Annotated in this window: 13 protein-coding genes and 3 rRNA genes; all 16 read right to left on the minus strand. The window is 54.0% G+C overall.

Annotation, left to right across the window (positions count from 1 at the left end; genetic code table 11):
* Positions 1–45: 45 nt before the first annotated feature.
* The 16 genes from MTP37_RS08480 to MTP37_RS08555 all read right to left on the minus strand — a co-directional run bounded on the left by MTP37_RS08480 (position 46) and on the right by MTP37_RS08555 (position 22,204).
* Positions 46–603, minus strand: a complete 558-nt coding sequence (locus tag MTP37_RS08480; protein ID WP_249236876.1) for a hypothetical protein — start codon at positions 601–603, stop codon at positions 46–48.
* 696 nt (positions 604–1,299) lie between these two features.
* Positions 1,300–2,094: an ABC transporter ATP-binding protein gene (locus tag MTP37_RS08485; RefSeq protein WP_249236877.1), complete on the minus strand. Its 795-nt coding sequence runs from the start codon at positions 2,092–2,094 to the stop codon at positions 1,300–1,302.
* The gene (locus MTP37_RS08490) at positions 2,087–3,028 is read right to left on the minus strand and encodes an ABC transporter permease (RefSeq protein ID WP_249236878.1); all 942 of its coding nucleotides are present in this window, start codon (positions 3,026–3,028) and stop codon (positions 2,087–2,089) included. The genes MTP37_RS08485 and MTP37_RS08490 overlap by 8 nt, the downstream gene beginning before the upstream one ends.
* A 116-nt stretch (positions 3,029–3,144) precedes the next feature.
* Entirely contained in the window at positions 3,145–4,176 is a 1,032-nt protein-coding gene (locus tag MTP37_RS08495; protein ID WP_249236880.1) for an ABC transporter substrate-binding protein, read from the minus strand.
* 190 nt (positions 4,177–4,366) lie between these two features.
* On the minus strand, positions 4,367–5,092 hold the full coding sequence (locus MTP37_RS08500) for a YkgJ family cysteine cluster protein (protein ID WP_249236881.1): 726 nt from the start codon (positions 5,090–5,092) through the stop codon (positions 4,367–4,369).
* Positions 5,093–5,174: 82 nt separating this feature from the next.
* A 5S ribosomal RNA gene (gene rrf / locus MTP37_RS08505) occupies positions 5,175–5,291 on the minus strand.
* A 127-nt stretch (positions 5,292–5,418) separates the two neighbouring features.
* Positions 5,419–8,253, minus strand: a 23S ribosomal RNA gene (locus MTP37_RS08510).
* A 279-nt stretch (positions 8,254–8,532) separates the two neighbouring features.
* Positions 8,533–10,043, minus strand: a 16S ribosomal RNA gene (locus MTP37_RS08515).
* Together the 16S, 23S and 5S rRNA genes form the textbook arrangement of a ribosomal RNA operon.
* Positions 10,044–10,588: 545 nt before the next feature.
* Entirely contained in the window at positions 10,589–13,000 is a 2,412-nt protein-coding gene (gene pheT / locus MTP37_RS08520) for a phenylalanine--tRNA ligase subunit beta (RefSeq protein ID WP_249236882.1), read from the minus strand.
* 18 nt (positions 13,001–13,018) lie between these two features.
* A complete protein-coding gene (pheS, locus tag MTP37_RS08525; RefSeq protein WP_249236883.1) occupies positions 13,019–14,041 on the minus strand; it encodes a phenylalanine--tRNA ligase subunit alpha in 1,023 nt (340 codons plus the stop codon).
* Between the two features lie 410 nt (positions 14,042–14,451).
* Positions 14,452–16,107, minus strand: a complete 1,656-nt coding sequence (locus MTP37_RS08530) for a glucosyltransferase domain-containing protein (protein ID WP_249236884.1) — start codon at positions 16,105–16,107, stop codon at positions 14,452–14,454.
* Between the two features lie 129 nt (positions 16,108–16,236).
* The gene (locus MTP37_RS08535; RefSeq protein WP_249236885.1) at positions 16,237–17,418 is read right to left on the minus strand and encodes an FprA family A-type flavoprotein; all 1,182 of its coding nucleotides are present in this window, start codon (positions 17,416–17,418) and stop codon (positions 16,237–16,239) included.
* 129 nt (positions 17,419–17,547) lie between these two features.
* Complete coding sequence (locus MTP37_RS08540; RefSeq protein ID WP_249236886.1) at positions 17,548–18,885, minus strand: DNA recombination protein RmuC; 1,338 nt, start codon at positions 18,883–18,885, stop codon at positions 17,548–17,550.
* Positions 18,886–18,945: 60 nt separating this feature from the next.
* Entirely contained in the window at positions 18,946–20,022 is a 1,077-nt protein-coding gene (locus MTP37_RS08545) for an alpha/beta hydrolase (RefSeq protein WP_249236887.1), read from the minus strand.
* Between the two features lie 15 nt (positions 20,023–20,037).
* Positions 20,038–21,114 (minus strand): alpha/beta hydrolase, encoded by a 1,077-nt coding sequence (locus tag MTP37_RS08550; RefSeq protein WP_249236888.1) that lies wholly within the window; start codon positions 21,112–21,114, stop codon positions 20,038–20,040.
* A 22-nt stretch (positions 21,115–21,136) separates the two neighbouring features.
* Entirely contained in the window at positions 21,137–22,204 is a 1,068-nt protein-coding gene (locus MTP37_RS08555; RefSeq protein WP_249236890.1) for an alpha/beta hydrolase, read from the minus strand.
* Positions 22,205–22,266: the final 62 nt, after the last annotated feature.

The following is a 22,266-nucleotide window of genomic DNA, read 5'->3' on the forward strand; positions in this document are numbered from 1 at the left end:
ATCCCCAGTCTAAACCGACTAGAATCAGTATAGACTGGGGACTTTTCAATCATCCGTTGGATTCATGATTGCATTCAGATTGTCTATCACGAATTCCTGTGCATTCTCATCGTAGACAACGCACGGATATTCTCCATGTACTCCTGTACGGATTTCAGTAGTGATTCCCATCGCAATACCACTGGCAGTTGGAACCTTGCGACATTTTCCATCTGAAATATCTTCCTCCTCCATAAGTCCAACTTTTACCAGCCACGTGGTGATGGTTCGATAAGATACCTTCCGCATTTTCTTTTTGTCCAGAATCTCATTTACTTTATAGCTGATTCCACTGGCAGGTATCGGTGTTTTTGACGGTACATATTGCAGCTTTTCTTCTTCCGTAATGTAAAACAGTTTCTTATCCTTCTCGGACACCTTTTTAGGTTCATGACCATCAAGCTGTTTTCTCAGGACATCGGATACAAAGAACAGGCATCGAGAAATCTTTACGTTATTCACGATGTCCTGTTCTGGAATCGGTGTTCCATCCAGTGGATTCAACCCATTGGCAAGGCTGTCAATATAGTGTTTTGCGTGGTGGAGTTTTTCCTGTTCAGTCATCGAGCACACTCTCCTGTACACTTTACATAATATAGAGTTCTATTGTCTTATCAGACATTCAAAATCTTCTGAACTGCATACGACTTTGCATATTGTCCGCACAATTCACACATAAAAAGCCCACTGCGTGCAGATACCGATTCTCCCGGATGGCTACGGGCGACTTCTTCAGGTGCGATATGAGTCCAGCCCTTAGAAGACCACACACATACATGCGTTAGTGATCCCATAATAGTTCTCCTCATACACTTTGTCGAACCCAATTATAATAGATTAATATTACCACTAATAGTTCAACAATAAAATAGAAATTCCAAACAGCCGCATTTTATCCAAATCATTCGGTTGAAATTTGTTTGTTATACCAGTTTTTTCGGTACATCAGCCTGCATCCGGCGGATGCAGTTCACGGGTTTTGGTGTCCCCCAACAAGCATTTTGCAATGAAAAAGTTGCCGTTGTATATCTCATCTCTGAAATTCTGGAGAAAACATTTTGTTTTTTCGTCTGTCTACTTGACAGGGAGCGGTTCACTATCCTTGTGCAACAGCCTCTTGTCTTTCTGTGGGCGTGCTTTCACTGGGCGGTTACCTATGAAGCCTCTCAACGTGCTTCCCGTATTTGAAAAAAGGACGCCTGTCCTCGGTTTTTCCCGAGGGCAGGCGTCCTTTGATTTTTGCGGGCAACGAAATTTTTATTAGGACAGGATCATGCGGTCGTTTGCAAACTCACCGCCGCTGGCGATCTGGAATTTGGCCAGCAGGTCAGAAACATGCAGATTCTTCTTTTCCTCACCGGCCACGTCATAGATGATGTGGCCCTCGTGCATCATGATGAGGCGGTTGCCATACTTGATGGCATCCTTCATGTTATGGGTGATCATCATGGTGGTCAGGTGGTTTTCCTCCACGATCTTGGCTGACAAGGTCAGCACCTTTAATGCCGTCTTGGGGTCCAATGCCGCCGTGTGCTCGTCCAGCAGCAGCAGCTTGGGCTTGTTCATGGTAGCCATCAGCAGGGTCAGTGCCTGACGCTGACCGCCGGAAAGCAGGCCTACACGGGCGGTCAGACGATTTTCAAGGCCCAGATCAAGGGTCTTGAGCAGCTCACGGTACTGCTCACGCTCGGCCTTTGTGATGCCGATGCGCAGGGTACGTGGCTTGCCACGGCGGGCTGCCAGCGCAAGGTTTTCTTCGATCTGCATGGTGGCGGCGGTGCCGGTCATGGGATCCTGAAATACACGGCCGATATAGGCTGCGCGCTGATGCTCGCTCAGGCGGGTGACATCCACACCATCAATGATGATCTTGCCCTCATCCACCGGCCACACACCGGCAACAGCATTGAGCATCGTAGATTTGCCCGCACCATTGCCGCCGATCACAGTGACAAAATCGCCCTCATTCAGCTTCAGGTTCAGGCCGTTCAGGGCAGTTTTCTGGTTGACCGTGCCAGCGTTAAAGGTCTTGGAAACGTTCTGGATCTCAAGCATTTTTTGCATCCTCCTTTGCCTTCTTCACCGGCTTCGAGAAGTACTTGCCCTTCCAGTACGGCACGGCAAGGAAAATTGCCACCACGGAGGCGCTCAGCAGCTTGAGCAGGTTTGCATCAAAGCCCAGCGTCAGCACCAGCTGGATCACAATGTAGTAGATGATGGCACCCAGAGAAACGGCAGCCATCTTGAGTGCAAAGTTGTGGAAGATGCGGCTGAACAGTGCCTCGCCGATGATAACCGCAGCCAGACCAATGACGATGGCGCCACGGCCCATGCCGACATCTGCAAAGCCCTGATACTGGCTCAGCAACGCACCGGACAGAGCCACAAGACCATTGGAGACCGCCAGACCCATCACAATATTGAAGTTGGTGTTGATGCCCTGCGCCCGGGACATTGCGGGGTTGGAGCCGGTAGCACGGATGGCGCAGCCCAGCTCGGTGCCAAAGAACCAGTACAGGATACCGATGAGCGCAGCGGTAACGATGATGACCATGATAATGGGGTTATGGAGTGCAAATTCCTTGACCCAGCGCAGGGAGATCAGCAGACTGTACTTATCCACATTGATAGCCTGATTGGCCTTGCCCATGATTTTGAGGTTGATGGAATACAGCGAAAGCTGGGTCAGGATACCGGCAAGGATAGCCGGGATTCCCATAAAAGTGTGCAGGATGCCGGTGACAAAGCCTGCCAGCAAGCCTGCCAACAGCGCCATGAACAGCGAGACCCAGACATTCTGGCCGGACAGCAGGCACATGACGCACACTGCGCCGCCGGTGCCAAAGGAACCATCCACGGTCAGGTCAGCCACATCCAAAATGCGGTAGGTCAGATACACGCCAATGGCCATGATGCCCCAGATAAGGCCCTGTGCGCAGGCACCCGGCAAAGCGCCCGGCAGATTTGCCAATCTTGCAATAACGTCCAAAACAATTCCTCCTGATTCTGATACACTTTTTTATTCGCCCGTTTGAATACGGGAAAGCGGAGAAGAGCGTTCTCAGCCCTTCTCCGCTGATTTTCTATTTTGTTTTCCGAAATACTTTAGCCTTCGATTTCCTCGTAGCCATCGGGAACGGTCAGGCCCAGATCGTCGCAGATGGCCTTGTTGTACTTCTTGGTTACATCGGTGTACTCGATGGGCATAGAAGAAATATCAGCCTCGCCATTCAGGATCTTGACTGCCATCTCACCGGTGGTGTAGCCCAGATCGTAGTAGCTGATGGAAAGGGTGGCCACACCGCAGCCGGCGCAGATGCCCTCTTCGCCTGCGAACACAGGCTTCTTTGCCGGGCGGCAGATACCGTCCACGATGCCGGTGTTGGCAGCGACCGTATTATCGGTAGGAACGTACAGAGCATCGTTCTCGTCCGCAGCCTTCTGGCAGACAGAGGACAGGTCGTTGGAATCAGAGAAAGCGTACTGAGTAACGGTGACACCCTTTTCCTCCAGATACTTCTGAACCTCGTCCACCTGATACTGGCTGTTGGCCTCAGCAGAGCAGTACAGCAGGCCAACCTTCTTGGCTTCAGGCATCCACTCCACGATCATCTCAGCCTGCTGATCCAGCGGGGCCAGATCGGAAGTGCCGGAGATATTGCCGCCCACAACGCCGTCGAAATCGGTCAGGCCCAAAGCCACACCGTACTCGGTAACAGAGGTGCCCAGCACCGGGATAGTGTTGGTGGCAGACTGTGCAGCCTGCAGGGCAGGAGTGGCGTTTGCCATGATCAGATCCACACCAGCAGAAACAAAGCCGTTGGTGATGGTAGCGCAGGTTGCAGAATCGCCCTGTGCGTTCTGGAAATCGAAAGTAACATTCTCACCGAAGGACGCAGTCAAAGCATCTTCAAAACCCTGAGTGGCGGCATCCAGAGCGGCATGCTGCACCAGCTGGCAGATACCAATGGTGAACTTCTGGCCGTCAGCTGCAGCAGAGGTTGCTGCAGAAGATGCAGGGGCGGCAGAAGAAGCAGCTGCAGAAGATGCAGAAGAACCGCCGCAGGCAGTCAGAGCAGCTGCAGCACCGCAGGCAGCGGCTGCTGCCAGAAACGAACGACGAGTGATTTTACGCATAATGATCTATCTCCTCTATCTCTTTGCTTACGCGGCCTACAGGTGCCGCGCCAGAAAGCATAGTCTTGTATGCGGGACTTGTACAGTCTCGCTTTACACTCGTGAAGTATAACACACATTTCGCGGTAAAACAACTCACTTTTGTTCAAAAACGGCCTTTATTATCGATTGCATCAAATATATCTATCGATTATTTTGATTTGTTATTTTGCTTTTTCTGATATTCCGTCAATTTTATAATTTCGCCATTCAGCCAATCGAGATTGCGCTCCAACTGCGGCAGAAACAGCTGTGCGTAATCGTAGTTAAAGTACAGCGCCTGCCAGAGTTTCGCCTGCATCCGCCGTACCAGCACCGGGCTGAGCAGCATCTCGGCCTGTTCCACTACATCTTCCAGCTCCATACAGCCCAGTGCCCAGCGCACGTCCGTCTGCTCCCGGGCGGGAACATCATAGCGGGACAGGTAATCCTCCACCTTCGCTTCGATCACCCGTCCGCCGCAGGCAGTAGGCTGCAGAAAATAACTCACCTCCCCTTCCCTGCTGATCTCCTGCGCCAGCGGGTAAAGTGCACACACCAGCGGCTCAGCATCATGGATGGCGCAGTGATTCCCGGTGAGGAAAGGACAATTGTTTCGGTTTTCTTTCACCGGGGCCAGCCGCAGCACCGGCAGATGGCTCACTGTGCCGATGCTTGCCCGGCAGAACCCCCGCGCCACTATTAGCGGTGGCAGACGCAGCCGGGCCGCAATGCGCCAGAGATCAAAGCCCGACAGCACGATATCCTCCCGCCCCCGGCAGCAATCGCCACAGCCATTGCACGCAAAGCTGAAATGCGCGTCCCGTGCCAGCAGAGGCATGGCATCCGTACGTGTGAAATCAATCTGTCCGCAAAGGTCGATATGATGGTTCCTCATTTGTTCTTCCTTCTTTCCCTGCAATCCTGCCCACATAAATTCAAAAAAGCCCTGAGACATCCATCTCAGAGCTTTCTGTTCAAGTCGGCGACTACCTATTTTCACGCGCCGTTTCCAGCGAACTATTTTCGGCACAAGTGAGCTTAACTTCTGTGTTCGGAATGGGAACAGGTGGAACCTCACCGTCATCGACACCGACCGATTTGACTGGCCTAGTATAACATACATGTTGTACTTTGTCCAGTGTTTCTTAGAAGGACGTGCCTTCAAAACTGAATAATCACTGCTAGCATTTTTTCGTTGACTCTCAGAGTCTCAAGCGAATTGTGGTCAAGCCCTCGACCTATTAGTACACGCTTGCTGAATGGATCGCTCCACTTACACATCGTGCCTATCAACCTTGTAGTCTTCAAGGGGTCTTACTTGTTTGAAACAATGGGATATCTTATCTTTGGGTCGGCTTCACGCTTAGATGCTTTCAGCGTTTATCCGATCCGTACATAGTTGCCCAGCTATGCTCTTGGCAGAACAACTGGTGCGCCAGAGGTACGTCCGCTCCGGTCCTCTCGTACTAGGAACAGCTCCCATCAAATATCCTGCGCCCACGACAGATAGGGACCGAACTGTCTCACGACGTTCTGAACCCAGCTCGCGTACCGCTTTAATTGGCGAACAGCCAAACCCTTGGGACCGAATACAGCCCCAGGATGCGATGAGCCGACATCGAGGTGCCAAACCTCCCCGTCGATGTGGACTCTTGGGGGAGATCAGCCTGTTATCCCCAGGGTAACTTTTATCCGTTGAGCGATGGCATTTCCACTCACATACCACCGGATCACTAACTCCAACTTTCGTTACTGCTCGACCCGTCAGTCTCGCAGTTAGGCTCGCTTCTGCGTTTGCACTCTTTTGCTTGATTTCCGTTCAAGCTGAGCGAACCTTTGAACGCCTCCGTTACTCTTTAGGAGGCGACCGCCCCAGTCAAACTGCCCACCTAACAATGTCCCCCGCCTTGATTCAAAGGCGCAGGTTAGAATTCCAATATCGCAAGGATGGTATCCCAACGGCCACTCCACAAGCGCCAAAGCACCTGCTTCCCAGTGTCCCATCTATCCTGTGCATGCAACATCGAAACCCAATATTAGGCTACAGTAAAGCTCCATGGGGTCTTTCCGTCTTGTCGCGGGTAACCGGCATCTTCACCGGTACTACAATTTCGCCGGGCGGGCTGTTGAGACAGTGCCCAAATCATTACGCCTTTCATGCGGGTCAGAACTTACCTGACAAGGAATTTCGCTACCTTAGGACCGTTATAGTTACGGCCGCCGTTCACTGGGGCTTCGATTCAATGCTTGCACATCTCCTCTTAACCTTCCAGCACCGGGCAGGCGTCAGCTCGTATACGTCATCTTTCGATTTAGCACAAACCTGTGTTTTTGGTAAACAGTTGCTTGGGCCGATTCTCTGCGGCTGCATTGCTGCAGCACCCCTTCTCCCGAAGTTACGGGGTCAATTTGCCGAGTTCCTTAACAACCCTTCTCCCGTTGGCCTTAGAATCTTCTTCCTACCTACCTGTGTCGGTTTGCGGTACGGGCACCGCAGAAATACACACAGCTTTTCTCGCCATCTTCCATCCCGGACTTCGGTACTAACTTCCCTCGATCGCTACCGGAACCAACACCCGGCTCCGAGACTTCATATGTGTCCCTGTGCTTAACTCTTTTGGTGGTGACGGAATCTCTACCGTCTGTGCATCGGCTACGCCGTTAGGCCTCACCTTAGCTCCCGACTAACCTGGAGCGGACGAACCTTCCTCCAGAAACCTGAGGCTTTCGGCCATGCAGATTCTCACTGCATTCGCGCTACTCATTCCGGCATTCTCACTTCTATACACTCCACAGCCGCTTACGCTACTGTTTCACCGCGTATACAACGCTCCCCTACCCAATACATTGCTGTATTGCCTAAGCTTCGGTGTCAGGTTTAGCCCCGTTAAATTCTCCGCGCAAAGACGCTCGACCAGTGAGCTATTACGCACTCTTTGAATGAGTGGCTGCTTCTGAGCCAACATCCTGGTTGTCTGCGTATCTTCACATCGTTTTCCACTTAACCTGACTTTGGGACCTTAGCTGTAGATCTGGGCTGTTTCCCTTTTGACAATGACATTTATCTGACACTGTCTGACTCCCAAGCATCAATACTCTGGCATTCTGAGTTTGATAAGCTTCGCTAACCTCTCGGCCGCTAGGCTATTCAGTGCTTTACCTCCAGGTATCTAACTTGAGGCTAGTCCTAAAACTATTTCGGGGAGAACCAGCTATCTCCGGGTTCGATTGGAATTTCTCCGCTACCCACAGTTCATCCGCCGCCTTTTCAACGGAGGTCGGTTCGGTCCTCCATGGAATTTTACTTCCACTTCAACCTGACCATGGGTAGGTCACCCGGTTTCGGGCCCATTATATGCAACTTAACGCCCTTTTCAAACTCGCTTTCGCTTCGGCTCCAGACCTTAAGTCCTTAACCTTGCTGCATACAATCGCTCGCCGGACCGTTCTACAAAAAGTACCCTATCACGCTTTGACGCGCTCTAGGTGCTTGTAGGCACAGGGTTTCAGGTTCTTTTTCACTCCCCTCCCGGGGTGCTTTTCACCTTTCCTTCACAGTACTATACGCTATCGGTCACTGGGTAGTATTTAGGGTTGGAGGGTGGTCCCCCCGTATTCCGACCAGGTTTCACGTGTCTGGCCGTACTCTGGAATTCGCTCGGCTCTTGTCGTTTTCACCTACGTGGTTTTCACACTCTCTGACCGGCCTTCCCATGCCGTTCGGTTAACAACTTAAGTCCTAAATGCGCTCCGTACCCCGAAAGTATTTCTACTCTCGGTTTGCCCTCTTCCGCGTTCGCTCGCCACTACTTACGGAATCTCGTTTGATGTCTCTTCCTCGCCCTACTTAGATGTTTCAGTTCAGGCGGTTCCCTCGATATACCTATTTTGAAGTTCAGTATAACGTACCTGAGTATGAACCCAGGTGAGTTTCCTCATTCAGAAATCTCCGGATCAATGCTTATTTGCAGCTCCCCGAAGCTTATCGCAGCTTATCACGTCTTTCATCGGCTCCCAGTGCCAAGGCATTCGCCCTGCGCCCTTGTTCGCTTGACCTTTCAAACGTTCTCTTGGAACATTTGGTATCCTCTTGATTCTCTCTTGCCAACGAAGATTATTGTTACCCTTCCTTTTGAAATTGTAATATTTCTTAAAAAGAACTTACTATAATCTTTGTTTCGCAGTTATTATTCAGTTTTCAAGGTACGTCTTTGAAGGTTCTTTCAAGCTTTCGCTCTTCAGGGCCCTCAAAATCGAACAATATCTACTCTGCTTGTTTGTTACCTGTCCGAAAGATCGTCATCTTTGATGTCGCTCTTTCGCCTGACTCCTTAGAAAGGAGGTGATCCAGCCGCAGGTTCTCCTACGGCTACCTTGTTACGACTTCACCCCAATCACCAGTTTTACCTTCGGCGGCGTCCTCCTTGCGGTTAGACTACCGACTTCGGGTCCCCCCGGCTCTCATGGTGTGACGGGCGGTGTGTACAAGGCCCGGGAACGTATTCACCGTGGCATGCTGATCCACGATTACTAGCAATTCCGACTTCGTGCAGGCGAGTTGCAGCCTGCAGTCCGAACTGGGACGTTGTTTCTGAGTTTTGCTCCACCTCGCGGTCTTGCTTCTCTTTGTTTAACGCCATTGTAGTACGTGTGTAGCCCAAGTCATAAAGGGCATGATGATTTGACGTCATCCCCACCTTCCTCCGTTTTGTCAACGGCAGTCTGGCCAGAGTCCTCTTGCGTAGTAACTGACCATAAGGGTTGCGCTCGTTGCGGGACTTAACCCAACATCTCACGACACGAGCTGACGACAACCATGCACCACCTGTCTCCTTGCTCCGAAGAGAAATACTGTTTCCAGCATCGTCAAGGGATGTCAAGACTTGGTAAGGTTCTTCGCGTTGCGTCGAATTAAACCACATACTCCACTGCTTGTGCGGGCCCCCGTCAATTCCTTTGAGTTTCAACCTTGCGGTCGTACTCCCCAGGTGGATTACTTATTGTGTTAACTGCGGCACTGAAGGGGTCAATCCTCCAACACCTAGTAATCATCGTTTACGGTGTGGACTACCAGGGTATCTAATCCTGTTTGCTACCCACACTTTCGAGCCTCAGCGTCAGTTGGTGCCCAGTAGGCCGCCTTCGCCACTGGTGTTCCTCCCGATATCTACGCATTCCACCGCTACACCGGGAATTCCGCCTACCTCTGCACTACTCAAGAAAAACAGTTTTGAAAGCAGTTTATGGGTTGAGCCCATAGATTTCACTTCCAACTTGTCTTCCCGCCTGCGCTCCCTTTACACCCAGTAATTCCGGACAACGCTTGTGACCTACGTTTTACCGCGGCTGCTGGCACGTAGTTAGCCGTCACTTCCTTGTTGGGTACCGTCATTATCTTCCCCAACAACAGGAGTTTACAATCCGAAGACCTTCTTCCTCCACGCGGCGTCGCTGCATCAGGGTTTCCCCCATTGTGCAATATTCCCCACTGCTGCCTCCCGTAGGAGTCTGGGCCGTGTCTCAGTCCCAATGTGGCCGTTCAACCTCTCAGTCCGGCTACCGATCGTCGCCTTGGTGGGCCGTTACCTCACCAACTAGCTAATCGGACGCGAGGCCATCTCAAAGCGGATTACTCCTTTTCCCTCTGCTCGATGCCGAGCCGTGGGCTTATGCGGTATTAGCAGTCGTTTCCAACTGTTGTCCCCCTCTTTGAGGCAGGTTCCTCACGCGTTACTCACCCGTTCGCCACTCGCTCGAGAAAGCAAGCTCTCTCTCGCTCGTTCGACTTGCATGTGTTAGGCGCGCCGCCAGCGTTCGTCCTGAGCCAGGATCAAACTCTTTATAAATGATATTTATCACTTAAAAGTGTTAAATCTTGTTCGCTCAGCACGCAATCGCTTGCGTCCTGTGTGAATTACTTTTGGAATTGTTTTAAGTGTTTTTCCAAACACATAAAGGTTCCTTACAAGTTTTTCGATATTGTTCAATTTTCAAGGTCCTGTGCGCCTCAGCCTTGCGGCTGACGACCTGTTTATTGTACCACCGAAGTGGTTTTTTGTCAAGCCTTATTTTTTAGAAGCTTTTGAACTTTCTGAACTTGGACGCTCAAGAAGTTTCTCAGAACAAACTGGAACTTTTTTCAGCGTCTATTGGTTCTTTTCAAGGGCTTCCTGCTGTGGCTTCGGAAGTCATTCTTTTGCCTCAGCGCTTGGCGCTCAAGTATAATACCACACCCCCGCCCCCTTGTCAACACTTTTTGACAACTTTTTTCATCTTTTTTCTTGCGCTGCTGAAAAACGTTCATTTTCTTGTATTCAACGTTCTCTTTTTACGCAAAAAAGCCGCCTGCACATTCCTGCACAGACGGCCTTATATTACTTATATAATAAAGTTAGCGGATCTCGATGCCAAGCTTGAACTTCAGGTTGCCGAGGATCTTCTTGACCACACGCTCCACTTCCTCAGCGGAAACTTCCTTCTTCGGGTCGGACAGAGACAGGGTGAATGCCATGCTCTTCTTACCCTCGCCCAGATTTGCGCCGCGGTAGATATCGAACAGCTTGATCTCACCCACCAGAGGGCTGGCCTTCTTGATGGTTTCTTCAATCTCGCCGCAGGTAGTCTTTTCATCGCAGACCAGTGCCAAATCACGCTTGACAGCAGCATAGGGGCTGAGCGGCTGATAGCGCAGCTCGCCGTCCACGCAGGACATCAGGGCCTCGTAATCCAGCTCGCCCAGATAAATATTCTGGCTGTCTTTCTGATCCTTTGCAATTTCCAGCTCGCCGTTGATCTCGTTGGACAGCTTGCCGAATACACCCAGACGCTTGTCACCGCAGTAAACAGCAGCACTGATGCCGGGGTGCAGCCAAGAGGTGGTCTCGCGCTTGTAGTCAAAGCTCAGGCCAAAGCCGGCTGCCAGTGCTTCCAGTGCACCCTTGACGGTGAAGAAATCTTCTTCAGGGCCGAATGCGCCGATGCACAGGGTCTGGCGCTCGTGCGGATGCTCGTTGATGGGCAGTTCCTTGGCAAGATACACCGGTGCCATCTCGAACAGACGGCCTTCCGTGTTGCCCTTCTTGAGATTGTCCACAATGACATTCAGCATGGAGGGAGCCAGCAGGGTACGCATGATGGACAGATTCTCACTGATGGGGTTCAGGATGCGAATGGCCTTGCGGGCAGCATCGTCCGCCGGGATGTGCAGCATATCCAGTTCTGCGTTGGAGTAGAAGGCCAGCGTGGAGGCCTCGTAGAAGCCCTGCGCAGCCAGCAGACGCTTGGTCTTGAGCTGCTGCTTCTGGTCGTAGTTCAGACCGCCGTTTGTAACGGAGGCGGTGTTCAGGAAGGTGGGCACGATGTGGTCGTAGCCGTACTCACGGATGACCTCCTCGGCCAGATCCGGGAAGCTCTCCACGTCCTCGCGGTACAGGGGTGCGGACACGTCCCAGCTGCCATCGGCCTGTACATCCACCGTGAACTCCAGACGCTGCAGAATGTCGATCATGGTCTGATCCGGCACGGTAATGCCCAGCACGCCGCAGATCTTAGCCGGGGTGGTAACGATGTGCTTGCGCTCCATCGGGCGGCCATCGGTCAGGTCATATTCCAGCGTGGTGATGTCGCCGCAGTCCAGCTCCTGGATCAGGTGCAGGGCACGGGCAAGACCCAGTTCAGGAGAGTGGCGGTCCACACCCTTCTCGTAGCGGGCGGATGAGTCGCTGTTCTGGCCCAGAGCGCGGCTGGTCTTACGCACGCAGTCGCGGGCGAAGGTGGCACACTCAAACAGCAGGCTGGTGGTGTTCTCGTCCATGCCGGAGTTTGCGCCGCCCATGATGCCGGCAAGTGCCACCGGCTTTTCGGCATCGCAGATGACCAGATTGTTGGGGTTCAGGGTAAATTCCTTCTCGTCCAGTGTGACGATCTTCTCACCCTCATGGGCACGGCGCACATCGATGGTGCGGCCGGCGACCTTGTTCAGGTCAAAGGCGTGCATGGGCTGACCCATTTCCAGCAGGGTGTGGTTGGTGATATCCACCACGTTGCTGATGGAGCGCAGGCCGCACAGAGCCAGATGGCGCTTCATCCAGCGGGGAGACTCGCCCATGCGGATGTTGCGCACATAGTGTGCCATGTAGCGGGGGCACAGGTCCGGTGCCTCCACCTTGACGGTGATGGGCGCATCCGGCTCGCAGGCAGTCTTGTAGTCCATGGCGGGCATGTGCAGGGGCTTACCCAGAACGGCAGCCACCTCGCGGGCGATGCCCAGAACGGACTGGCAGTCCGGACGGTTTGCGGTGATGGAGATATCAAAGATATAGTCATCAAGACCCACCACGGGAGCAATGTCGGTGCCGGGGACAGAATCCTCGGGCAGGATGAGCAGGCCGTAGACCTCAGAGCCCGGGAACAGATCGTCGTTCAGACCCAGCTCTTCGCCGGAGCACAGCATACCGTTGGACTCCACGCCCTGCATCTTGCGGGCCTTGATCTTGATGCCGCCGGGCAGGGTGGAGCCATCCAGAGCAGCGGGCACGCAGTCGCCCAGCTTCATGTTGGCGGCACCGGTGCTGATGCGGATGTCGTGGCCGTAGTCGCCGCAGTCCACCACACACTTGGTCAGGTGGGTGCCCTCCTGCTTTTCCATCTCCACGATCTTGCCGACGACAACCTTGCTGATGCCGGCATCCAGCGGGATCAGCTCTTCGACCTCAAAGCCGCAGGAGAAGAGCTTTTCCTCCAGTTCCTGCGCAGTAACGTCGATGTCTACAAATTCTTTTAACCAGCTGAAAGGTACTTTCATTGTCTCTTCTCTCCCCTCTTATTCGTGAAACTGCTTGAGGAACTGCAGGTTGTTCTCGAACATCAGGCCGATGTTGTTGATGCCATACTTCAGCATGGCGATACGCTCGATGCCGATGCCGAAGGCGAAACCGGAATACTCGTCCGGGTCGATATTGCAGTTCTCCAGCACCTTGCGGTTGACAACGCCGCCGCCCAGCACCTCGATCCAGCCGGTGTGCTTGCACAGCGGGCAGCCCTTGCCGTGGCACTCGAAGCAGCTCACGTCCACCTCCACGCTGGGCTCGGTGAACGGGAAGTAGGAGGGACGCAGGCGGGTGCGGGTGTCAGCGCCGAACAGCTTCTGCACGAAGGTGTTCAGTGCGCCCTGCAGGTCGCCCAGCGTGATGCCCTTATCCACCACCAGACCTTCCATCTGGTGGAACATGGGGCTGTGGGTGGCGTCGGAGTCGGAGCGGAACACACGGCCGGGCATCAGGATCTTGATGGGCGGCTTCTGAACGTCCATGGTGCGGATCTGGCCGCCGGAAGTCTGGGTACGCAGCAGGAACTCCTCCGACAGGTAGAAGGTGTCCTGCATGTCGCGTGCCGGGTGATCCTTGGGCACGTTCAGGCGGGTAAAGTTGTGGTCATCGTCCTCGATCTCCGGGAAGGTGCCCACCGAAAAGCCCATGCCGGAGAACACGTCGATGATCTGGTTGGTGATCAGGGTCAGCGGGTGCAGGCCGCCCATGGGGCGGGTCTTGGCAGGCAGCGTGATATCCACCGTCTCCGCAGCATTGCGGGCAGCAAGCTCTGCCTGCTTCACCTGTTCTGCGGCAGCGTCATAGTCTGCCTGCACCTTGGCCTTAAGTTCGTTGATGATCTTGCCCATGGCAGGACGCTCTTCCGGCGCAACGGTGCGCAGGTTCTTCATCAGGGCAGGGATCTTGCCGTTTTTGCTGAGGTACTCCTGCCAGAAGGAGGCCAGCGTTTCCTTGCCGGACACCTGACCAAGGCTTTCAGCGGCCTGTTTTGCCAGCTCGTCGATCATTGCTTGCATGGATGTTCTCTCCTTTATTCTTCGTGTTGATGAGCGGAGTGCAACAAAAAAGCTCCGTCCCCCTGCCCGATTTCTCAGGCAAAAGGGACGAAGCCGTAATTCTTCTGCTCCGCGGTACCACCCGGTTTCCACCCGTGCACAGATGCCGGGCGGCTCTCAGAACGCCGTAACGGGGCGCAACCGTTCTGTGCTAGTGAGCTTCCGCCTTTCGCACAGACCGCTCAGGAGCGAACTTCAGCCAGCCCGCACACGGAAGCCCTTTCAGCCGGTGAAGCTTCTCTCTTTGCCGTGCGGTACAGACCTACTCTCTCCGTCGCTGCGTTTGGGAGTATTCAGGTTTATAACCGTATGTATACTACCACATTTCGCGGAAGTTTGCAAGGGGTTGTATCATTTCCGCCCAAACAGGATCAGTCATATTCGCCGCTCATCATTTTATTTTTCCAGTCTGCATCCAGATGATATTCTTCTGAGACCTTTATCACAAGCACACCATCCATTTTCCGGATGGAACCTTCCTGCGGGAATGTCGGCATCTCTGCGATTTCCTCCGTTTCAAGAAGTTTCTGATAAGTTTTGTCATCACACAGATTCAGCCAGATCGGCGTATAATCGCGGAAAGCTGCATCCCAGGAAAAACGGATCGTACCCGCCGTCTCTGCCATAAACAGTCCCACTCTCGCATACGGGTTTGCCGTGTGGTATAGCTCATGGGTGCGGAACAACGGGCTGCTGCTTGCATTTCCCACAAGCATCACCGGGATCTCGTTATCGTAATATCCTTCGCTCACCAGCGTCTGTGCGATCAGGTCAGAGAGTTCTTTCGTTGCCTGCCTGCCCTCATACATCGCCTGCTGATCGACCGCCGACATGAATACGCTCCCGTAAACGACAGCAGCCGCCGTCAGCAGGATCAGTGCTTTTTCTGCTTTATTCCAGCATTTGCGGAACGCATCACAGGCTGTTTCTCCCTCCCGGCTGCTGTCCAATAGCCAGAAACAGACCGGCAGGAACAAGGCCAGACCTCCGGACATGGGAATATAAAACGACGCCTGCGAGGTTGCCACCATAAATACCGTGCACATCATGGGTAGCACCAGCAGCGCTGCCGTGCCATAGAAAACGTTTTCCCAATCTTTCCGGCGTATGAGCCGAACCATTCTGCACGCAAGCGCGGCACCCACCACACAAAAAATCAAAACAAATACAACTGCAGTTTCCTGCAGCATATTGTGTTTTACAAGGGTGCCAAAGAAATACCGATAAAAAAGCTCATAGCACTTTGCAACGCTGGAAGGAAGATTTTTCAGGATTCCAGACACTGAAATATCTGCTCCGCCCTGATAATTCGTCATTGCAACACCTGAAATCTTCAGAATAATCTGCAATATTCCCCAGTACAGCGCCGCGCCACACACCGCACTGCCCAGACATTTTGCGATATAGCACCGGAGCTTTATCCCTTCTTCACCTCGGAACAACAGTACCAGAAACCACGCCAGCAGCACCATGCAGAAGCAAGCAAGGTCTGTCTGATAGAGTCCAAGACTCAACGCAAGTAAAAATGCTCCCTGCGCAACGCCTGCCGCAATGCTGCGGCTTCTGATCACACAGACCGCTGCCAGCACCGACAAATAAAATGCCAAACCAAACTCGACCGATTGATGTGCAAACGAGAGGTAACAACCGATCACGGTATTAGCCAAATAGCATAATCCTGCGAGCCAGTCAATGCAGGATGTTCTCATCCATGCCGGTTTGAAGAGCATATGAAGTCTGGTGACTCCAAGAGAAACCAGCATCAGACACACCACTGCGTTGATGGGTTCCAGCTGCAGGCTAAACCGTAAAAAGCTGAACGCTGGCCAAAGCCATCGTCCGTTGGAAAGCTCCCACCCGCCTACCCGGTATTCCGCCGTTGTCCACATTCCGTCATAAGCATTTGTCAAACGCTGGCTGACAAGCGGAAAAAACACAAAGGATGAAAAAAGCAGCATTCCCAAAAAATATTTTTTATCCAGTTCATTCCACCATTGCAGTATATTCCGCTTTATTGTTTTTAACATCCGCAATTTCCTCCGACCCAAATTTTAATTGTATTATATCAGGCTTCTTTCGATTGTTCAATTGCTGCAAAAAGGCCGCTACCCGCCGAGGCTCTTCGGCAGGCAGCGGCCCTGTACAGACCATTCTGTTTACTTTTCCGTGATCTCCGCAGCCAGAGCATCCATCTGGGCTTCTGCAGCGGCATTGGCGGCAGAACGGATGGTGACCACATTCTCACAGACCGTGATGTTCTTCATGCCTTCCAGCTCGGCGCGCATGAGCTTTGCGGCCATGGGTGCCCAGGTGCCATTCTCCATCAGGCCGACCGTGCGGTTCTGGAAGCTCTTGGTCTTGAGGTGGGTCAGCAGATTCTCCATCGGCGGGAAGAGGAAACCGTCGTAGGTGGCGCAGGCCAGCACGATCTTTCCGCAGCGGAAGGCTTCGGTGACGGCATAGGACACATCGGTGCGGGTCAGATCCATCTCCACTACCTTTGCGCCCTTTGCACGCAGCTTTTCTGCCATGAGGTGGGCTGCTGCACGGGTGTGGCCGTGGATGGAAGCACTTGCCACAAGAATCTTTTCCGGCTCCTCGGGCTTGTAGCTGGACCAGATGTCATAGTAATTCAGGTACTTGCCCAGATCTCCGGTCAGCACCGGGCCGTGCAGCGGGCAGATGGTCTGGATGTCCAGCGCCGCTGCCTTTTTCAGCAGCGCCTGTACCTGCGGGCCGTACTTGCCTACGATGTTCAGGTAGTAGCGGCGGGCTTCGCTGGCCCAGTCGGCCTTTTCGTCAAACTTTGCCACGGCGCCAAAGCGGCCGAAGCCATCAGCGGAGAACAGCACCTTCTCGCTGCTCTCATAGCTGACCATGACCTCCGGCCAGTGCACCATGGGGGCAAAGACAAAGGTCAGGGTGTGGGTGCCAAGGCTCAGGCTCTCGCCGTCCTTCACCACCACGCGGCGCTCCTTTGCCACAGCATCAGCACCAAAGAACTGATCCATATACAGGAAAGTCTTGGCGTTGCCCACCACCTGCATCTCCGGATAGAGTGCCGCCAGCTTTGCGATATTTGCGCCGTGGTCTGGCTCCATGTGGGAGACCACCAGATAATCCGGCTTACGGCCTGCCAGAGCTTCGGTCAGGTTTTCCAGCCACGGCTCGGTGGCGCGGGCATCCACCGTATCCAGAACGGCGGTCTTCTCGTCCAGAATGACATAGGAATTATAGCTGACACCGGTGGGCACCGGATACTGGCTCTCGAACAGGTCGATGGTGGTATCATCCACACCAACGCCCAGAATGGCTTCACTGATCTTGTTTACGCTCATAATGCTCGGTCTCCTTATTTATATTTTTATGCAGTGCCGCGTTTTTGCGGCGGTTGTTTCTGAGAACAGTTCCTATCATACCACATCGTCAGAAAAATCGCAAGGGATAACGCGGGAATATTCTGCACATCAGAGCTCTTCCCCATTCTCCGGCAGATGTGCCGCCACCGGTCTGCCCGGCTCGTTGTCCAGCTCCAGCAGCGCGGCGGCAGCGCCCTCGTCCATGGTCTGCACCGCCCGCAGCTTGCGGCTGATGGCACGGCTGCGCACCCCGATGAGGTTATCCAGCTCTTCGTCGGTCTGGCGCAGACGCTGCTGCATCTTGGAAAGTCCCTGCCCGAACTTGTCAAATTCGGTCTTTACCGCACCCAGCAGCTGCCACACCTCGCCGGAGCGCTTCTGGATGGCAAGGGTCTTGAAGCCCATCTGCAGACTGTTGAGCAGCGCCGCCATGGTGCTGGGGCCCGCGATGTTCACCTGATAGTCCCGCTGCAGCACTTCCAGCAGACCGGCGTTCACCACCTCGGCATACAGGCCCTCAAACGGCAGGAACAGGATGCCGAAGGCCGTGGTATAGGGCGGCTCCACATATTTTTCCCGGATGTCCTTGGCCTCGCTGCGCAGCACCAGTTCCAGTGCATGGCGGGCATTCTCCACGGCCTGTGCGTCGCCGGAAGCCTGCGCGTCCTGCAGATGGGCATAGGTGTCGCCCGGGAACTTGGAATCGATGGGCAGCCAGACCGTGCTGCCGTCCGCGCCGGGCATCCGGATGGCATATTCCACCCGCTGGGTACTGCCCGGGATGGTGGCCACATTGGTGTCGTACTGTTCCGGGGCAAGGATCTCTTCCAGGATCGCACCCAGCTGGATCTCGCCCAGAATGCCGCGGGTCTTCACGCCGGAAAGCACCTGTTTCAGCCCGCCCACATCGGCGGCAAGGTTCTGCATCTCGCCAAGACCCTTATATACCTGTTCCAGCTGGTCATTGACCGCTTTGAAGCTCTCGGTCACCCGCTTTTGCAGGGCATCCTGCAGCTGCTCGTCCACGGTATGCCGGATCTCGTCCAGCTTCTGGGCGTTCTGGGTCTGCAAGGTGGTCAGGCCCTCGGCAAGGGTGCGGCGCATCTCTTCCAGCTTACGGGAATTAGAGGCTTCCAGCCCCTGCAGCCGCTGCTCCATGGTCTGCTGCTGACTGCCCTGCCCGGCAGCAAGGGCAGTGCTCATGCTCTGCACCGAAGCCTGCAGCGTCTCGCTGATCTGCCCCATGGCGGCAAGGTTTTGCTGAGACATCTCTGCCAGCTTCGCTTCCATCTGACGGTTCTGCGCATCCAGCTGCTGGCGCAGCCATTCCTTCAGTTCCGTATCGTCCCGGCTGGCCGTCGGCTTTGCCGAGCGGTAGAGCAGCAGCGCCATCATCAGGCAGATGGCCACCAGCAGCACCGTGTAAAGAAATGCCAGAAATTCCATTTTCGTCTCCCATTGCAAAATCCGGGCTGTGCAGCTGCAAAGCCCGGATCTGCGTGTTTTTTATTTTGTCTGTTCTTCCCAGAATGCAACAGCCTCGTTCAGCCAGCCTTCTGCATCGGTGCCGCGTCCTGTAGAAATCGAATGCGGCGCGTTATCATACACATGGCTGACATAGGGCACGCCGTTCTTCTCCATCGCTTTTTGAAGCTGCGGAATTTGTGCGTACCAGTCCATCAGCATAAGAGTCAGGTCATTTTTGCCACACCAGAAAAAGGTCGGTGGGTAATCCGGCGTTATATAGTCCGACACATTCATATCGTAATACCGCTGTGCAAGCACACCGGGATCCAGCAGGATCCGATAGCCCGGTTTCAGTTCCCGGAATGTATTTACCGGATAACCCAGCAGCAGAGCACCAGGCTTTGGCAAGCCGTAGTTCCGGTATCCCACTGCATCTGTACCGAACAGACCGGTGATCTGTCCGCCGGAAGAGTATCCGATCACCGCATACTGCTCCGGCTGCACATCAAACTGCTCTGCATGTGCGGTGATATACTGCACTGCCCGCGCCACATCTTCCATAGGTGCGTTGCCGCCTGCCCGTATCCCGATACGGTAGCGCAGCACAAACGTAGTATAGCCCATCTGGTTCATCTGCCACGCCGTAGATATGCCCTCGCGGATCTCGGCGCTGGTGATCAGGGCATTTCCACCCAGCACCAGTGCATATTTCCGGTTTTTCGTTTCTCCCTGCGCCGGAAAATAGTACAGCTCCACAACATCCCGGCTGGTGTCCTGCGCAATTTCCTCTGCCGTATACAGCGGGTAGGTGATCTGGATGCCCGCATTATAATTCCGGATCAGCTGATTGAGGCCCTCTGCCGCATCCTGTGCCGTCCACTGATTGGAGAACTTTTCAAGTTCCTGTGTACCCCAGTAGGCTTGTTTCAGGGTGCAGTCCTGCTCACGCGAGTAGGTGTACAGGCCGGAGCCCACGATGCTGGGATTTTCCCTCAGCTCATTCATCGTGGTCTGCGGGGTAATATTGGCTTTGCCGTATTCTGCCGCCCATGCGGGCAGTGCCAGAGCCAGCAGCATCCCGATGCACACTGCAGCCGTACAGAGTTTGTGTCTCATTGCCACATCTCCTTTTTATCCGACCTGTTCTTCCCAGAACGCAGCTGCCTCCGTCAGCCAGCCTTCTGCATCGGTGCCCTTACCCGCACCTACCGCATGCGGTGCATTATCATACACATGATAAATATGGGCAACACCGTTCCGGACCAGCGCTTTTTCCAGCACCGGTCCCTGTGCCCACCAGCACATGCTCATTAGGGTCAGGTCGTTCTTACCGCACCAGTGGTAGGTAGGGGGATAGTCCGGCGTGATGTAATCCGACAGCGTCATCTTATAATAGCGCTGCTGACACACACCGGTATCCAGCAGAACATTATAGAGCGGCTCGAACTCCAGAAAGGTATTTACCGGGTAGCCCAGCAGCATTGCGCCCGGCTTCGGCAGGCCGTAGTTTTTATAGCCCACCGCATCGGTGCCGAACAGGCCAGAGATCTGTCCACCGGAGGAATAGCTCAGGATCGCGTAATCCTGTGCCCGTACACCAAACTGCTCTGCATGCTCAGTGATATACTGCACGGCACGGGCCACATCCTCCAGCGGCGCATTGTTGGTCGCTTTTATGCCGATCCGGTAGCGCAGCACGAACACCGGGTAGCCCATTTCGTGCAGGTTCCATGCCGTGGAAATGCCTTCGCGGATTTCCGCGCTGACCACAATGGCATTTCCTCCGATCACCAGCACATATTTCTGGTTCGGCTGTGCATTTTCTGTCGGCATATAATACAGTTCTACACCATCCCTGCTGGTATCCTGAGCGATTTCTTCTGCCGTATAGAGCGGAAAAGTCACCTGTTGTCCGGCATTGTATGTTCGGATCAGGTAATTCAGTCCATCTGCCGCATCCTGCGCCGTCCAGTGATTGGAAAGGCGGCTCAACGGCTGTGCATCCCAGTACAACCGATCCAGCGCACGATCCTGGTCCAGTGAATATGTGTAGATGCCCGCCCCCACAATGCTGGGGTTGGAGCGGATCTCCTCCATTTTGGTCTGCGGTGTGATATTGGGCTCGCCCAGCTCTGCCGCAAATGCAGGCTGTGCCAGCAGGAACAGGAGTCCCAGACTCAGCAGCACCGCACGAAATCGTTTTTTCACAGCAATCCCCTTTTTCTGTCGGTTATTTACACTGTTCCTCCCAGAACTCAGTAGCCAGCTTGATCCATCCGTCCGCATCGGTGTGACGGCCCGGGCCAATGGCGTGCGGGGCGTCCTCATACACCACGCACTGATAGGTCGCACCGCTCTCCTTCAGGGTCTTTTCCAGCAGGGGGCCCTGCTTTTCGTAGTTCATGCACTCCATGTAATAATCGTTTTTGCCGTACCAGAAGAAGGTGGGGGTGTAATTCTTGTTTACCACATCCGAGATGTTGGTCCAGTAGTAACGCCAGCTGATCATGAGCGGGTCGATGGCAATGTGGTACAGCGGCTTTACCTCATAGAAATCGTTGATGGGATAACCCAGCAGCAGTGCTGCCGGCTGAGGAATGCCAAAGGCCTTGTAGCCGAACCGCTCGTTGTCCGAGCCGATCAGTCCCACGATGTGTCCGCCGGACGAGAAGCCCATCAGGGCGTAGTTCTCGCGCTGGACACCGAACTGCTCTGCATTTTTGGTCAGATACTTCACGGCATTGGCAATGTCGTACAGCGGCGCGTTGTCGGAAGCATTCAGGAACGAACGGTACCGCAGCACGAACACCGCATAGCCCAGATCGTGCAACTGGTTCGCGATGGATGCGCCCTCGTTCAGCTCTGCCGTGGTGTTGCCTCCGTTGCCGGGCACCACGACCACATATTTGGCGTTTTCCGTTTTTGCCGGGAAATAAAACAGCTGCACCATGCCCAGCGCCGGGTCTGCCTCGATCTCTTCCGGTGTATACACCTGCCATGTGACCTGCACGCCCTTGTTGTAGTTCTCGATCACAAGGTTCATGCCCTCGGCGGCATCCTCAGAGGCCGCCCAGCTCACATAGCCCTTAATAGGCGTGTTGTCGTATTTTGTGCTGCCCTCGATCCACTCGTTGCAGTAGGTGTAAAAGCCCGAACCCTTGATACTGGGGTTTTCACGCAGCTCCTTCATCGTGGTCTGCTCTGTGATGTTCGGCTCTCCAAGCTCTGCTGCAAAAGCCGAAAGTGAAAGGCACGCCAGCATTCCCAGCGCACATAGTGCCGTTCTGATCCATTTCATGTGTCAATGTCCTCCGTTCTGCAGCGGCGGTCTCTGCGCCGTGCCCTTGTTTATATGTTTTA

Source organism: Faecalibacterium sp. HTF-F, from assembly GCF_023347535.1.
Classification (GTDB): domain Bacteria; phylum Bacillota; class Clostridia; order Oscillospirales; family Ruminococcaceae; genus Faecalibacterium; species Faecalibacterium wellingii.